The organism is Niallia oryzisoli, from assembly GCF_043641075.1.
Lineage (GTDB): Bacteria > Bacillota > Bacilli > Bacillales > Cytobacillaceae > Bacillus_BD > Bacillus_BD oryzisoli_A.
The window spans coordinates 135,581-151,559 of record NZ_JBHZRC010000001.1; the positions used below are offsets into that span (position 1 = coordinate 135,581).

General features: G+C 36.7%; 16 protein-coding genes. 13 read left to right on the forward strand and 3 right to left on the reverse strand.

What is annotated here, in order from left to right; translation table 11 throughout:
• The first annotated feature begins 139 nt into the window (after nt 1-139).
• From ACHUFV_RS00705 to mntR, 6 genes are all read left to right on the forward strand, one after another.
• Nucleotides 140-844 (forward strand): winged helix-turn-helix domain-containing protein, encoded by a 705-nt coding sequence (locus ACHUFV_RS00705; RefSeq protein WP_394231494.1) that lies wholly within the window; start codon nt 140-142, stop codon nt 842-844.
• Complete coding sequence (locus ACHUFV_RS00710) at nt 834-2,243, forward strand: sensor histidine kinase (protein WP_394231496.1); 1,410 nt, start codon at nt 834-836, stop codon at nt 2,241-2,243. Before ACHUFV_RS00705 ends, ACHUFV_RS00710 begins: the two co-directional genes overlap by 11 nt.
• Nucleotides 2,244-2,426: 183 nt before the next feature.
• Nucleotides 2,427-2,966 carry a hypothetical protein gene (locus ACHUFV_RS00715; protein WP_394231498.1) on the forward strand — a complete coding sequence of 180 codons (540 nt, stop codon included), beginning with the start codon at nt 2,427-2,429 and terminating at the stop codon, nt 2,964-2,966.
• Complete coding sequence (locus ACHUFV_RS00720) at nt 2,953-3,633, forward strand: PspA/IM30 family protein (protein WP_394231500.1); 681 nt, start codon at nt 2,953-2,955, stop codon at nt 3,631-3,633. The genes ACHUFV_RS00715 and ACHUFV_RS00720 overlap by 14 nt, the downstream gene beginning before the upstream one ends.
• Before the next feature lie 257 nt (nt 3,634-3,890).
• Complete coding sequence (locus ACHUFV_RS00725) at nt 3,891-4,616, forward strand: hypothetical protein (protein ID WP_394231502.1); 726 nt, start codon at nt 3,891-3,893, stop codon at nt 4,614-4,616.
• Between the two features lie 201 nt (nt 4,617-4,817).
• Nucleotides 4,818-5,249 carry a transcriptional regulator MntR gene (gene mntR, locus ACHUFV_RS00730; RefSeq protein WP_394231503.1) on the forward strand — a complete coding sequence of 144 codons (432 nt, stop codon included), beginning with the start codon at nt 4,818-4,820 and terminating at the stop codon, nt 5,247-5,249.
• Nucleotides 5,250-5,314: 65 nt separating this feature from the next.
• Here the strand turns inward: mntR and ACHUFV_RS00735 are convergent, their stop codons facing one another.
• Both ACHUFV_RS00735 and ACHUFV_RS00740 read right to left on the reverse strand, forming a co-directional pair.
• Nucleotides 5,315-5,527, reverse strand: a complete 213-nt coding sequence (locus ACHUFV_RS00735; RefSeq protein WP_394231505.1) for a DUF3892 domain-containing protein — start codon at nt 5,525-5,527, stop codon at nt 5,315-5,317.
• 232 nt (nt 5,528-5,759) lie between these two features.
• The gene (locus tag ACHUFV_RS00740) at nt 5,760-7,097 is read right to left on the reverse strand and encodes a S1C family serine protease (protein WP_394231507.1); all 1,338 of its coding nucleotides are present in this window, start codon (nt 7,095-7,097) and stop codon (nt 5,760-5,762) included.
• A gap of 246 nt (nt 7,098-7,343) precedes the next feature.
• Here ACHUFV_RS00740 and ACHUFV_RS00745 point away from each other — a divergent pair, with 246 nt between their 5' ends.
• A complete protein-coding gene (locus ACHUFV_RS00745) occupies nt 7,344-8,045 on the forward strand; it encodes an AIM24 family protein (RefSeq protein ID WP_394231509.1) in 702 nt (233 codons plus the stop codon).
• A gap of 75 nt (nt 8,046-8,120) precedes the next feature.
• Here ACHUFV_RS00745 and metA read toward each other — a convergent pair whose 3' ends face one another.
• Nucleotides 8,121-9,029, reverse strand: coding sequence for a homoserine O-acetyltransferase MetA (gene metA / locus ACHUFV_RS00750; RefSeq protein WP_394233331.1), 909 nt, complete (start codon nt 9,027-9,029; stop codon nt 8,121-8,123).
• Between the two features lie 132 nt (nt 9,030-9,161).
• Here metA and ACHUFV_RS00755 point away from each other — a divergent pair, with 132 nt between their 5' ends.
• From ACHUFV_RS00755 to ACHUFV_RS00780, 6 genes are all read left to right on the forward strand, one after another.
• The gene (locus ACHUFV_RS00755; RefSeq protein WP_394231511.1) at nt 9,162-9,686 is read left to right on the forward strand and encodes a hypothetical protein; all 525 of its coding nucleotides are present in this window, start codon (nt 9,162-9,164) and stop codon (nt 9,684-9,686) included.
• 362 nt (nt 9,687-10,048) lie between these two features.
• Entirely contained in the window at nt 10,049-11,245 is a 1,197-nt protein-coding gene (locus ACHUFV_RS00760) for a coiled-coil domain-containing protein (protein WP_394231512.1), read from the forward strand.
• Between the two features lie 101 nt (nt 11,246-11,346).
• Nucleotides 11,347-13,227: an ABC-F family ATP-binding cassette domain-containing protein gene (locus tag ACHUFV_RS00765; protein ID WP_394231514.1), complete on the forward strand. Its 1,881-nt coding sequence runs from the start codon at nt 11,347-11,349 to the stop codon at nt 13,225-13,227.
• 118 nt (nt 13,228-13,345) lie between these two features.
• Nucleotides 13,346-14,473, forward strand: a complete 1,128-nt coding sequence (locus ACHUFV_RS00770) for a conserved virulence factor C family protein (RefSeq protein WP_394231516.1) — start codon at nt 13,346-13,348, stop codon at nt 14,471-14,473.
• Nucleotides 14,474-14,636: 163 nt separating this feature from the next.
• Nucleotides 14,637-15,071 carry a BrxA/BrxB family bacilliredoxin gene (locus tag ACHUFV_RS00775; RefSeq protein ID WP_394231518.1) on the forward strand — a complete coding sequence of 145 codons (435 nt, stop codon included), beginning with the start codon at nt 14,637-14,639 and terminating at the stop codon, nt 15,069-15,071.
• Between the two features lie 71 nt (nt 15,072-15,142).
• Nucleotides 15,143-15,916: a class I SAM-dependent methyltransferase gene (locus ACHUFV_RS00780; protein WP_394231520.1), complete on the forward strand. Its 774-nt coding sequence runs from the start codon at nt 15,143-15,145 to the stop codon at nt 15,914-15,916.
• Nucleotides 15,917-15,979: the final 63 nt, after the last annotated feature.

A 15,979-nucleotide genomic window follows, 5' to 3' on the forward strand; every position in this document is an offset into this window, starting at 1 on the left:
TATGAAGAAATTATGACCAAATCATTACGAAATCTGTAAGAATCAGGGAAGAATATACAAGATAGTTGATTAATAACGGATTTCGTTTAAAGTTGATTACATAGTAAATCATTTGTACGGATAGTAGGAGATGGAGTAAATGAAAATTTTAGTTATAGAAGATAATGAAAGTGTTGCTTCGATGTTAGAGATGTTTTTTATTAAGGAAGGGATCAAAGGTGAGTTTATCGCTGATGGTTTAGAAGGTTATAATCGGTATAAAACCGGTGAATGGGATGCAATCATCATTGATTGGATGCTTCCTGGGATGGATGGCATGACGATTTGCCGAAAGATTAGAGAAGAAAAAAGCTCTGTACCCATTATTATGCTGACAGCGAAAGACAGTGAATCGGATCAAGTGCTAGGACTGGAAATGGGTGCTGATGATTATGTGACAAAGCCCTTCAGCCCCTTAGCCTTAATGGCACGGATAAAAGCTGTGACACGTCGTTATCGTTCGAATCGTCAGGGTTCTGAGGAAAATGGAACGTTAAAAACAAATCATTTTCAAATCAACAAAGACACGAGAGAAGTAATCCTTAACGGAGAGGCCGTCGCTAACTTAACTCCAAAGGAATTTGATCTTTTATATTATTTTGCTCAGCATCCAAAACAGGTGTTTTCAAGAGAACAGCTGCTTGAGCATGTTTGGGGCTATGAATTTTATGGAGATGAACGTACGGTTGACGTACATATAAAAAGGCTGCGTAAAAAAGTTGGGACACCAAATCAGCCATTTTTTCATACCGTTTGGGGGGTAGGTTATAAGTTTGATGAGGTTGTAACGACCAATGAAAATTAAGTATATTTATCAGCAAATTATTAGTCATATCAGCATCCTTGTTGTAGCTTTTATAGTCTTAAGCATCTTGTTTACGCATTATGTTGAAACATTGGTCTATACCAATAAAGCAGATGAATTAGCAGAGTATGGTGAAAATATCATCCATGACCTCCAGCGGAGCAGGGATAGCGGCAATCTGGTGTTAAATGAATATAATCATGTCTTAAGCGGCAGGAACATACAATACATGATTTTTGATGAAAGTCGAAGAATTGTCTATCCTACCGGTGGTCGAATTATTTTAAAGGATGAAGAGTGGAATAAAATCCGTGCGGGGCAGACAGTTACTGTGAAACAGGAAAACAATAGGTTTGATCAGGCTGTTACGTTTGTATTGTTACCATATATGCAGAATGGTACGTTCATTGGAGGTATTTTACTCACATCTCCCATTAGCGGTTTGAGAGAGATGATTTCTCAAATTAATCAATATCTATGGTATGCAGTTGTTGCTGCGCTTTTTGTGGCAATCATGTTAAGCTGGGTATTATCAAAGGTTCATGTGAAACGGATTAAGCGGCTTCAAGAAGCAACATCATTAGTATCAGCTGGTGATTACAGTGTAAAGCTTCCAGCCTCTAATTTTGATGAAATTGGTGAATTGGCAGAGGATTTCAATGAAATGGTGCAAAAATTGAATGAATCGAATGAAGAGATTGAGAGTCTTGAAAACAGAAGACGTCAATTTATGGCAGACGTATCCCATGAACTACGGACGCCATTAACAACGATAAATGGGGTAATTCAAGGGATAAAAAATAATATGATTCCTGAGGAAGAGAAGGATAGAAGCATTAAATTGATCAGTAAGGAAACAAATCGTTTAATCAGACTGGTCAATGAGAATCTTGATTATGAAAAAATTCGCTCCAATCAGGTGAAACTGCAAAAAAGTAATATAGAGCTTCTAGATGTGCTGGAAATCATAAAAGATCAATTAGATATCCTCGCTGAGAAGAAAAATAATGAAATCGTTGTAAATGTGGAGCACAATGTTATGATTTATGCGGATTATGACAGATTGGTCCAGATCCTCATAAATATTACCAAAAACAGTATCCAATTCACAGAAAATGGTACAATTATGTTAAGTGGGAAAGCTGTCTTTGAGGAAACAATCATAGAAATACAAGATACCGGAATTGGAATTGACCCAGAGGATGTAGAAAATATTTGGCGTCGTTTTTATAAAGCTGATCTGTCTAGAACCACGAATCCATATGGTGAATTCGGGTTAGGACTTTCGATTGTAAAGAAATTAGTACAGCTTCATGATGGGAAAATTGATGTTTTTAGTGAAAAAGGAATGGGAACGAAATTTGTTATTCGTTTTCCAGTTAAGCATTTGCAAGGTTAAGAAAAAAGCTGCATGGACTTTATGCAGCTTTTTTCTGTGTAATGATTACCCTGTTGAAAATAATTCAAGGAATCTTCCTTGTCTATTAAAATTTTGTTAATAGTTTCGTCATAACTTCTTTTTATGATGAAGATAAGCATCAAACAAGGGTTTAATTCAATAAAAAAAGAGGGGGTGATATGTGTGAAGACAGTGATGAAGACTATTTTTTATTTATTACCTATGCTTATGCTATTTATTATCGGGTTGATCGGTCTAACTGGTGACCATAGTGCAGCTGCATATTCTATACAGGGTGGACCACATTTTCATCACCAGGAGTTCAGACCTGTTTATGAAGTCCGGCATGTTTATGTGAGGAATGCTGTCCCTACTCTGGGATTTGAATGGCTGACTTTTATCTACAAGCTCGTTTTTATTACAGTTGGGGCATTGTTGATAGGATTTGGGAAACTGACGAAGAGTCTGAAGATTACCGGAGTGATTCTTCTTTCATTAGGCGTATTATGGTTATTGCCTAATCTTTTGGCACTACCAATAATTCTTGTGATTTTCTATCTATTATATAAAAGCATAAGGGCACAGGATTCATCTATAGAGGATTTAACATTGGCAGATTTAGCGGGTTTTCATGCGGATATAGAAAATCCTGCAAAGGACTTTCTTGATGAATGGGAGAAGATGGTTCGTAAGGAGGAAAAAGGTCATAATGGGAATCTATAAAAGAATAAAGGATATAGTAGTAGCTGATATTCATATGGCACTTGATAAATTGGAAGATCCAGAAAGCATGCTAAAATCATATTTGCGGGAGCTTCAAAATGATATGGCTAAAGCACATCATGCTTTAGCGGCACAGCTGTATATTGAAAACAAATACGAAAAAATGATTGAAAAGACTGTTCAATTAATTGTTAAAAGAAATCGCCAAACAGAGCTTGCTGTAGATCAGAATGAAGATGAAATAGCAAAATTAGCGATTGCAGATCGAATAAAACAGGAAGAAAAATTAAATTCCTACCGACAACAATATGAATCGATTCAAGCTCAAACACAAATGATGTGTGAACAGCTCGATAAGCTGAAAGAGAAGTATGAAGAATTGCAACATAAAAAGCTGTTTCTGCTATCGCGTGCAAATATGGCAAAGGTTTCAAGTGAATTGGGTAAAACATTACTAACGAATATGCCTGAAAAAGCTGCTAGAGGGTTTGCCAGAATAGAGAATCAAATTCATCATTATGAAGCAATGTCAAAAGCCAATATGTGCTTAGCAAATACAACCTGTTCAACTGCGTTGGACAAGCTTGATAGGTTGTCTACTGATGAAATTGAAAATGAGCTTGAAAGAGTAAAAAAACGAAAAGCGGATAAAGCAAAAAAAGAGTAGTAATCATTGCGAGCTATGGTAAACGACAGTTTCTGCCAACTTACCATAGCTTTGTTTTTTTTTCAAGAAAGAGATTGTGATTTTACGGAAATAGAGAAAAACTTAAAATAGATAATACATTATCAAGTGAAGCCTAAAAGTAATTGGAGAAAAGTTTCCGCTTTTCTCTAATTTTTCAATTTCTGTTCATAATTTTTTCATATTTTCTGGGCATTCTATCATCTGTAAACAAAACCAAATTTTAGGAGGATTTACAGATGAAAAAGATGTTAATGTTGTTGATCATATCCGCTGGTATAACAATAGGATACCAGCAGGCTAGTGCAATGGATAATACTGAAAGTGCGAGTATCAATCAAAAAGCAAACCATAGCGATAAATTAAAACATAATAGTGAGTTTATAAAAAAACGCGCAGAAGAACTGGGTATTAAGACAGACGGTAAAGATGCAGAAACACTTTTAAAGGAAATCAAGGCAGTCTATATAGTCAAGCAGGCAAAAGCTTTAGGAATTGATACAAATGAGAAAGATATGGACACGTTAGCGAAAGAGGTAAGGGAAGTATTTATTAAGAAGAAAGCGAAAGAGCTTGGAATTGCAACTGAAAGGAAAGACTCCCAGCAAATAGCACAGGAAGTAAGAGAAACGATGATAAAGAATAAAGCAAGGGAACTCGGAATTGCAACTGAAGGGAAAGATATAACAGATCTATCACATGAAGTACATAAAGCTTCAATAATAAAGGAAGCGAATGAATTGGGCATTACTACTGAAGGTAAAAAACTTCATCAGCTTGCCCATGAGGTCCGGGAAAAAAGAATTATCGAAGGGGCAAAGAAATTAGGAATCCAGACAGACGGGAAATCCACACGTGAGATTGTAGAAGAGATCTTTACCAATCACCGGGAGGAAGCTGTTAAGCTAAAATTGTTTCCCAGCCATGAAGAACGATATTTAATGCAAGAGGATAAAAGTGAATAGTGGAGAATTGTATTAAAAGAATTTTGCTCTAACCCAACAATTTGGAATAATCCTTGTTTCACTTCCATTTCTATAGTAATATTTATGATAGACTGAGCCATTTTAAAGAATATGAAGTGAACACTTCTTTTTACTGCTTCAAACGAAATAAAACATTTTTACTTCGTTGAAGTCTTGGTTCTTATTTGGAGGGGAAAATTGTTGCCTACACCTAGTATGGAAGATTATATAGAGCAGATTTATCTTTTAATAGAAGAAAAAGGCTATGCACGAGTATCTGATATTGCTGAGAATTTATCAGTACATCCCTCTTCCGTGACAAAAATGGTCCAAAAGTTAGACAAAGATAACTACCTAATATATGAAAAATACAGAGGCTTGAGTCTGACATCAAAGGGAAAGAAAATAGGACAGCGTTTAGTATATCGTCATGAACTTCTTGAACAATTTTTACGGGTTATTGGTGTAAAAGAAGATACGATATATGAGGATGTTGAAGGAATAGAACATCATTTAAGCTGGGAATCGATTGATCGAATTGTTGATTTGGTTCAATTTTTTGAAGAAGATGAGAAGCGAATTCAAGAGTTACGAAAAATACAAATAAAAAATGAAGAACATCAACAACAATAATCTAAAAATCCACCTTGCTGAAAAGTGCAAGGTGGATTTTCTGTATCTAATCAACTAGGGTTACATTAAAATATAGGATACTCATCAAAAGAACTAATCATACCTGGAGTTAGATAGCTGCTTCCATCATGACCTTCGTTAATAGTAACACCATCAATCATTCCTTCCTCAGCTTCTTGAATAGCTTTCCGATAGGAAATGACTCGTCCCGTAGATGTTTGAAAACTAATGATATCTCCAAAATAATTGCGTTGTATCGCTACTAATTGTTCAGCCATAATACTCCTCCAGTCCATTTTGTTTTTCATTACATTATGTTGGTCAAAATAGCTGCTAAACATTCACAAAAGGAAAAAGAGTAGTGAAACATATGTATATTACAAATACTCGTCCAAGGATGTGCTTATTCCTAATTAAAGGATTTTAGCTGAAAAATATTTTTATACTAGTTTCTAAAAATAACGTCCCAAGAACACGGAAAGGAACTTGGGACGTTTACTAAAAACGAGATTATTTGTTTTTCTTCTCTTCATCCTGTTGTTTTTTCAGAGCAAGCATTACATCTTCCATATCAATTTTCCCATCTCTATTTAAATCAGGGAGGTTATCAGATAGAGTTGAAGAACCAGTTGATGCTGCAGCTGATTTTGGTTTAAGGACGAAGGTGAAAATCATTAAGAAAATAATCACTAAAGCTAGCACACCATTAATAATATAGAACAGTAACTTATATTCAGACCAGAGGATTTTACTCTCATCTGCTTTTTTCTCAGAATTAGTAATGTATTGTTTGATTTCTGAGTGGTTCGGATAAATTCTTTGAACTGCTTCGAATTTTTCTAAAGCATCCTTGTAGTAGCCGCCCCAATAGAGTTCCAATCCTTCCTTAAATAGTGTATCTGTACTGCTCCTTGTATTTTTGGCACCTGCTTGATTGACAAATTCTTTAGCGGTATTAACTGGAATAGCGAAATTAAATCCTTGAACTTCAGGACCAAATGTAAGTAAACCAATAATCTCTCCTTTGTCATTAATAACTGGTCCGCCACTGTTACCATGTGTGGCAGCAGCATCTATTTGAATCACAGAGCTTCCGCCTTGCTCAAGTGTTTTGGAGGTAGCGGTAATCTGTCCTGCATTCATAGAAGATTCCAGGGCTGAATCAGGTGAAAGTAGCTCTGAGTCTGCTGCGCCTGGATAGCCAATAACCCAAATGTTATTTTGATCTTCAATCGTTTCTGAATCGCCGAGCGGCAGTGTAGGGAGGTTCTTTCCTTCAATTTTCAAAACAGCTACATCCTTTCCTTCATTAAAAGGAGCGCCATAGCTTTTTACTTCGCCATCAAGAATGTCTCCACCAGGTAATACAACTTTTTGTACTCTTGTGACGGTCGTGTATTCAAGGAAATTCCATAAATATTCATAGGCAATACTATAATCCTCTTGGTAATAGTCTGCCACAATTGTTGCCAATTGCTCTAATCCGGCTGTTGCAATATCTACATCTTCCATCTGAGAGGTTTCTACGACATGCGCATTTGTGACAACATAGCCGTTAGGGCTAATGATTGCTCCAGAGCCGGAGCCACCGACAATCGTTTGATAATTTAATTGCTGGAGGATGGCATCGACTTCGAGGCCAACATCGGTGTAAAAGTCGTAAAACTGCCAATCTACAATAGCATAATCAATTATTCGAACAACGGCTGGTTTCGAGTATTCCGATAATTTTTGAGCTTGAGAGATTTTCGAAGTATCAGGCTTAATATTTAATAAGAAGAAGGAAGTAACGATTACTGCAATAAGCAAAATACTAATCGGTACCGTAATAAATGCTCTTTTTTTCATCATACTCACCTCTTGGATGGGAATGGGCACTAATAATCAAATTTAATATATTCGATTTGTTTGATAAATAAATTTTGTACACTTAAATAAATAAGCTATAGCTGGACATAAGGATAGTAATGAAGTTCTGAAAAAAAGTGAACACAAGGATAATAAAAGGGATAGCTGCATGAATAAAGAATATATAACAATGAGAAAGTATATACCATTTGTCATTGAGAATTCTTTGTGAAGGGACGCGTTAGTATGGATAGGTACTCGATACAAGAATTTGTTAATGAAACAAAACAACAGGATAAAGGGGAAGGGCTTTTTGAACTGGAAACACCAAGGCTACTGGAAATCAATTTAATAGATAAAATATGGACAAAGGCGGGTGCCATGGTATCTTATCGAGGAAATATTAAATTTGAGAGGGAAGGTGTCTTTGAGCATGGGTTAGGAAAAATGTTTAAAAAAACGCTAACAGGCGAAGGAACTTCTTTAATGAAGGCAACCGGGCAGGGGAAATTGTATGTTGCCGACCAAGGTAAGAAAGTTTCGATTCTTCAATTACAGGGAGAGTCCTTGGTCGTTAATGGAAATGATCTGTTGGCCTTTGAACCATCGATCAATTGGGATATTAAATTGATGAAGAAAATCGCAGGAATGTTGTCGGGTGGTTTATTTAATGTAAAACTTGAAGGAAAAGGTTTGGTTGCCATAACTTCCCATTATGAACCACTCACACTGCTAGTTACCCCTAATAATCCCGTTTTTACAGATCCCAATGCGACTGTAGCATGGTCTGGCAGCCTCCAGCATGAATTTGTTACTGATATTTCTTTCAAAACCTTTATCGGCAGAGGGAGCGGCGAGTCAATACAAATGAAATTCTCCGGACAAGGTTTTGTAGTTATTCAGCCGTTTGAAGAGGTCTATTATAAGCAATCTAATTCAATAGGCTAACGTGAAATAAACCCCTTGATTTCAGTACAAAATCAAGGGGTTTATTTAGAGACGGCTTAAAGGCTTCTTACCTTTTCAATTCCACTCGAATGGTGTTTCCTGGTAAACATAGTAATTAAGCCAGTTAGAAAATAACAGATGCGCATGGGAACGCCAGCGATTTAACGGTTGATTTTCAGAGTTATCATCAGGAAAGTAGTTTTCCGGTACTCTAATGTCAATTCCCCGTTTACAATCACGTTCATATTCCTCTGCTAACGTTTGGGCGTCGTATTCTAAATGCCCTGTAACCATTATTTGCTTGCCTCCATTTGCACACATGATAAATGGACCCGCTTCAGGCGAGGAGGACAATATTTTTATATCAGTACAGTTTTCCAAATCTTCAATAGCAACATCTGTATATCTCGAGTGCGGTGCAACAAAAACATCATCAAAGCCACGTAATAATTTCTCTGAATGATCATTTATGATATGCGAGTAGATTCCCGAACATTTTTCCGGTAGCTCAAACTTATCAATATCAAAGTGATAAAATAATGCTGCTTGGGCTCCCCAGCATATATGTAATGTGGATGTCACATTAGTTTTTGTCCACTTCATAATTTCAATTAGTTCATCCCAATATTCAACATTTTCAAAAGGCATCATTTCGACAGGCGCGCCAGTAATAATCATCCCGTCAAATTTTCGATCTTTAATTGTAGCAAATGTTGTGTAGAACTGATCTAAATGCATGGGACTCGTATTTTTAGATTCATACGTTGCGGTTTTAAGGAAAGAAATATTCACCTGTAACGGAGTATTTCCAAGCAATCTAAGCAACTGTGTTTCAGTTTTTTCTTTTTCAGGCATTAAGTTTAAAATGACTATATTTAATGGACGAATATCTTGTTGGCTTGCGCGCTCATCGTCCATAATAAAGATATTTTCGTTTTCAAGAATTTCCCGCGCTGGTAATCGTTTAGGTATTTTTATTGGCAAGGAACCATCCCTCTTTTCCTTTTTTTCAATAAATTCATTATAATAACCTTTATTCAATGTCGCAATCTTAATCGTTCAAGTAATAAGAAATTTTATAATTATCATAATTAATGAGTAAAGGTGGGGATTTTTATGTTTGATCCAACAGCATTTGAAAATATGAGAGTTGTGATGGAAGGCTGCTTTTATGACAAAGACTTAAATGGAGAAATAAAGATTGTAGATAGGAATGACGGTATAAACACGGCCAAACTATCTCGAACATATGATCTTTCTATTCAATTGGCATTGCCAAATCCAAATGTGATTTGTAGATTTTCTTTACTTGCATCTATAGAAAATCTAACGGCAGAGCTATTACCTTCTCTTCAATCAAACAAGCATACAGGGTGTATGGTTACAATTGAATTTTTGTTTGATCAAGTACACGAGAAGTCCATAATGAAAGAAGTCGAAGCGATTTTAAAGCAAATTTGGGGAACTGAACGAATAATTACATTAATCTACTGCTATGAACCCCTTGTACTTGAACAAAAAGGAAGGTTAATCGCTCAAATTTCATTTAATCGATTAATTTCCGAAGATCAGATTGACGATTTACTGGTTATGACAGATTATATGCTTTTGACACTCGAAAGATTGGAAGGGATTTTGTAATTACATTACGGTTCGTTTTTCACTAAATCAGGATAATGTCATATATATTACAAGCATTTGACAGGAGGGGGCTTAGTCGCAATAGATTAAGCCTTTTGAATTTTGCGAACTATGTCGAAAAAAGTAGAAATTGAAATATAATTGTAATATTCCTATTACATAACTGATACGATATGATGCTATACTAGCACTGTTATAAAAAAAGACTGCGAGATTAATAAGAGCAGCAATATATAAATCAATTAAATGGAAGCGTTAAATCTTTTATACATAGGTTTTGTACATAATTAACTAAGTGAGTTAACTGATATTACATAATTAATGTAAAGGTTTGACTGCAGAGCGCAGGGAGGATTTTCGTAGTGAAGACAAAACTAGTAACCCTCAGTACCACTTTTATGCTTGGAATGGGAAGTTTACTAGCCGTACCGGCAGTAAAAGCAAATACTATTGATAGTATTAACACCGAAATTTCTGATGCACAAAATGAGCTAAGCAGTATTCAAGCGCAAAAAGTTGATTTAGAAGCACAAATTGCGCGGATGGAACAAGCGATAAAGGATAACACGATTAAAATTGAAGAAGCAAATATCCAATTAGCTGAAACTCAGGCAGAAATTGATCGTCTAAATAGTGAAATTGCTGTATTCGAAGAAAGGATCGCAAGCCGGACAGAAATCCTAAAGGAACGTGCTGTTTCGTTCCAAGAGAACGGCGGTCAATTAAGCTATTTAGAAGTAATTCTTGGTTCTTCAAGTTTCAGTGACTTTATTGATAGAGTTGGAGCAGTTGCGACAATTGTCGAAGCGGATCAAGGAATTATCGAGGATCATGAAAATGATAAAAAAGAATTAGAAATCATGCAGGCATCAGTAGAGAAAAAACTAGCTGATTTGACTAACCAAAAGACGGAGCTTGAAGGAATGCAAATGCATACCGAAGAGCAAAAGGCGCAAAACGAAGCTTTAAGGGCGCAGCTAGACTCCAAAGAGAGTGCTAAATTAGCAGATATCGAGGGTTATAAGCAGCAGATAGCAGAATTAACTGCAGCTGCTTTGGCTGTTAAGAATAGCAGCAGTGTAAGTGATAATACGGCTGCAACCGGAACAACTGCCAGCAATGGAAGTTCAGCTGCTGAAGCTGATAGTTCCGCTGCTGTCAGCGGTTCAGGTGGTATTTCGACAGTAATTAATGCAGGTAACAAATATATTGGTAATTCTGTCTATGTTTTTGGCGGAGGAAGAACTGCATCTGATATAGCTAATGGTCGTTTTGACTGTTCTGGTTTTGTATCTTGGGCTTTTGCTCAGGCAGGTGTTAAAGTGGGTGCCAGCACAGAAGTATTGAAAAACACAGGTACACGAGTATCTGCGAGCGAAATGCGTCCAGGCGATATGGTATTCTTTAATACTTATAAAACAGACGGTCATGTTGGAATTTATATTGGGGGCGGTAAATTCATCGGATCCCAAAGCTCCACCGGTGTAGCAATTGCCAATATGACAAGTGGCTACTGGGCACAAACCTTTAATGGCCGTGTTATGAGAGTAATTAATTAATAGAATGATACAAAAGGCAGGGGTGTTAACTCCTGCCTTTTGTTATCTGTTATAATAGATGAACTAACATATATTAATATTCAATGATTGGAATGGTCCAAATGAAAACAATTTCGATTGAACATGTAACCAAAACATATGGAGAAAAAACTTTATTTCAAGATATTTCATTCGTCATTTCTGAAAAAGAACGTGTTGGTCTTATTGGAGTAAATGGAACAGGCAAGTCTTCATTACTTAAGCTAATAGCTGGCATTGATTTACCCGATGAAGGTGAATTTATCTATGCAAAGGATTATCAAATTTCATACCTTGCTCAGCAGCCGGAATTAAATCCAAATTTGTCGGTTCTTGAGCAAATATTTGAGGGTGAAGGTCCTATCTTCCGATTGCTTAAGAATTATGAAATAACCCTGATGCAATTAACTGAACAGCCTGAGAATAAAGAGCTTCAGGGAAAACTTTTTCAATTGCAAAAGGAAATGGATACATTCAATGCTTGGGATGTAAGTACAAATGCAAAAACGATTTTAACAAAGCTAGGAATTGAAGATTTTAATAAAAAAATCGAAGCTCTATCGGGGGGCCAAAAGAAGCGAGTGGCACTTGCTCAAGTATTAATTCAATCTCCAGATTTATTGATATTGGACGAGCCAACCAATCATCTTGATTTTGAATCCGTGAAATGGCTTGAGGAATATTTAAGCCGCTATCACGGTGCGATTCTACTTGTGACACATGACCGATATTTTCTTGATGCAGTGACAAATCGTATTTTTGAACTTGATGGTGGCAAGCTGTACAGCTATAAAGGTAATTATGCTGCTTTCCTTGAAGCGAAAGCCATCCGTGAAGAGAATGAAGCGGCAACCATCGATAAGCAAAAGAATCTCTTCAGACAGGAGCTTGAATGGATCCGCAGAGGTGCAAAAGCACGAACGACTAAGCAGAAGGCAAGAATTCAGCGATTTGAACAGTTGGATGAGGAGCTTTCAGCAGTAAAAACAAGTGATAAGCTTGATATTTCTCTAAAAGGAAGCAGACTTGGAAAACAGGTTTTTGAGCTGAGGGATGCTACGAAGAATTTTGATAATCAAACAATTATTGATCATTTTAATTTGCTTGTGAAGCCTGGAGATCGAATTGGTATTATTGGCAATAATGGTACAGGTAAATCCACACTGTTAAATATCTTGGCTGGAAAAACCCCACTTGATTCAGGGGAGCGTATAATTGGGCAGACGGTAAACGTTGCCTATTACACTCAGGAAAGCGAGGATATGGATGAAAATAAACGAATGATTGAGTATTTAAGTGAAACTGCCCAAGTCATCCATACGACAGATGGAAAAACAATATCCGCTTCGCAAATGCTCGAACGTTTCCTATTTCCTTCTTACTCACACGGTACACCAATCCGTAAGCTTTCAGGGGGAGAAAAGAGAAGATTGTATTTGTTGAAAATATTGATGCTGGAGCCGAATGTTCTACTGCTGGATGAGCCGACAAACGATCTAGATACACAAACTCTAACGGTTTTAGAGGATTATTTAGAGGACTTTTTAGGCGTTGTCATTACAGTATCCCATGATCGATATTTTCTTGATAAAGTGGCTGAGCAGCTTATTGTTTTAGAAGGTGAAGGCAAAGTCGATACCTTTTATGGGAACTACTCAGATTTTCTCGAAAAGCAAACGCAAAAACCAGATAAGAAAAAAGAGGAACAAAAGGAAGTAAAGGTTCAGGAAAAGCAAAAGAAAAAAAGGATGTCATATAAGGAACAAAAGGAGTTTGAAACGATTGAAGATGATATCGCTGCAGTAGAAAGCAGACTAGAAGAAATCTCCGTTGAGCTAAATAGTACCGGGAGCGATTTTGAAAAAGCACAAAAACTGGCTAATGAGGAAACGGAGTTAAATGAAAGACTGGAATATTTAATAGAAAGATGGACCTATTTAACGGAATTGGCGGAACAATTATAGAATATCAGTAAAAGGAAGCAGCCTGATTATCATGTCAGGCTGTTTATTTTTATAGCGAATTTCCGTATGGTAGAATAATATGTATAACAATATGAATATGCTGTAAAGGATGATGGGATTGAATATTAAATCAATCGAACCAACACCAAGCCCTAATACCATGAAAATTATTCTTGATCAAGAATTGCCAATGGGTAGAAGCAATAATTATAAAAAAGATCAAATTGAGGGTGCTCCGAGTGTTATTAAGGAAATTTTGCAAATAGATGGGATAAAGGGTGTCTACCATGTAGCAGACTTTTTAGCTGTTGAACGTAATGCAAAATTTGATTGGAAGGATATTTTACAAAAGGTTAGGCTTGCTTTTGGAGAAGTTGTTGAGAAAGCTACAAATCATACAACAATCAATGATCATTTTGGTGAAATCAAAGTCCAGGTTCAAATGTATAAAGGAATTCCTATGCAGGTGAAACTGTCCGACGGACAAGATGAAAAACGAATCGGATTACCAAATCAGTTTGTTGAATCTGTTAAAAAGGTACAGCTTCCTGGTGATAATGTGGTTATGGAGCGCAGGTGGAAGGATTACGGTAATCGTTATGGGGACGTAGCAGCAGTAGGGGAAATTATTGTTGAGGAAATACTTGCTGCTTATCCAAATGACCGCTTGCAACTATTAGTGGAGGCAGCCATTAATCCCCAAGGTCAACAAGAAAAGCAGGGCCGAAATAAAAGAAAATTGCAGATCTCAGATTTTTCTGTAGCAGACTGGAGAATTCGTTATCAGTTATTAGAGCAAATGGAGGATCCTAAAGTAGAAGATATCCCACTTCTTGAAAAAGCATTAGGTGATGAAAAGGCTTCGATCAGAAGACTTGCTGTTGTGTATTTCGGCATGATAGAAGATAAAAGCGTACTGCCTCATCTTTATAAAGCATTGAAAGACAAAAGTGTTACAGTAAGGCGGACGGCTGGTGATACGTTATCAGATTTAGGGTATATTGAAGCAATGAATGCCATGATGGAAGCGCTAAAGGATGAAAGTAAGCTAGTTCGTTGGCGTGCTGCAATGTTTTTATATGAAGTAGGTAATGAAAAAGCCTTGCCGGCCTTAAAAGCGGCAGAGAATGACCAGGAATTTGAGGTAAGCTTGCAAATAAAGCTTGCAATTGAACGGATTGAGCAAGGAGAAGAAGCAAAAGGATCTGTATGGAAGCAAATGACGGATGCAAGATTGGATAAATAGAATATAAGTATTTCAAAAGGTTTTTTTAAAGAGTACGATATAGTAACTGAAATATTACGCATCTGAATCGCCTTTAACAGTTCTATTTTAAAAAGGATAACATTGCCTGTTATTCATATTTTATAGTATGCTTATATTGAAAAAATGAGGAGGAATGGGAATTATGTCAATGGCCTATGAAGAATATATGAGACAGATGGTAAAACCAATGCGCGAAGAATTAGTGCAATCTGGTTTTAAAGAATTAGAAACAGCTGATGACGTTGAGCAATTTTTTGAAAATGTAGAGGGAACAACACTTGTTGTCGTCAACTCTGTTTGCGGATGTGCAGCAGGGTTAGCTCGTCCGGCAGCAACTGCTGCCGTTGCAGAGAGTGAGAAAAAACCAGATCATTTGGTAACTGTTTTTGCAGGTCAGGATAAAGAAGCAACTGCTAAAATGCGTGAGTTTTTTGGCGATATTCCGCCATCCTCACCTTCAATGGCCTTATTAAAGGGAAAAGAGGTTGTTCACTTCATTCATCGCCATGATATTGAAGGACAGCCACTTGAAGTGATTATGGAAAATATCCAGACAGCATTAGCGAACAACTGTTAAAATAAAAAGGGTGCAAATGCACCCTTTTTATTTATAGTAATGGATGGTAATGAATGAAAGGATTGTTTCACATGATTGTTACAACTGCCGGCAGAACAAATACTGAAATGATTCAGCTTGCCGAAAATACGGCGAGAATGTTAAAGGTACCTTATATTCCCAGAAAGAAACGCTCAATTCAAGCTGTCCAAAAAGAAGTGCAAGAGGATTGCCTTGTTGTAGGAAAAGAAAGATTGGAATTATTTCCTCTTGGTGAGCATGAACCTTGCTTTTTCCATCCAAACTCGGCAATGTTTAGAATTAAACGCTTGCAAAATGGTGAAAAGGATCCTTTTATTGAAGCCTGTAATTTGTCATTGGAAAAGAAACTGCTTGACTGTACATTGGGCCTTGGATCTGACAGCATCACAGCAAGCTTTATCGTCGGTGAAAAAGGGGTTGTTACCGGCTGTGAAGGCAACCGCTTTCTTGCCTATCTCATGAAAACAGGATTACAAACATGGGATGATGGAGATCAATCAATAGTAGCAGCCATGAAACGAATCGAAGTAAAGTCCCAACTTGCTTTGCAGGTATTAAAGGGTCTCCCTTCTAATTACTATGATTGCGTTTATTTCGATCCAATGTTTGAAGAAAATATATCCGAGTCAAATGGAATTAAAGGAATTAAAAAACTGGCTGTTTACGAGTCTCTCACGGAGGAAACGATCTTCCACGCATATCGGGTAGCAGCTGATCGTGTTGTTTTAAAAGATCATTTCCGCAGTGATCGATTCAAGCAATTTGGCTTTCATGTGTCAATTAGAAAAACAGCTAAGTTCCATTATGGTATTTTAGAGAAGTAGATATGAACTAGCTCTCATTACAATCATTAATCTGCATATGAAAGATAGATAAAATATCCCATC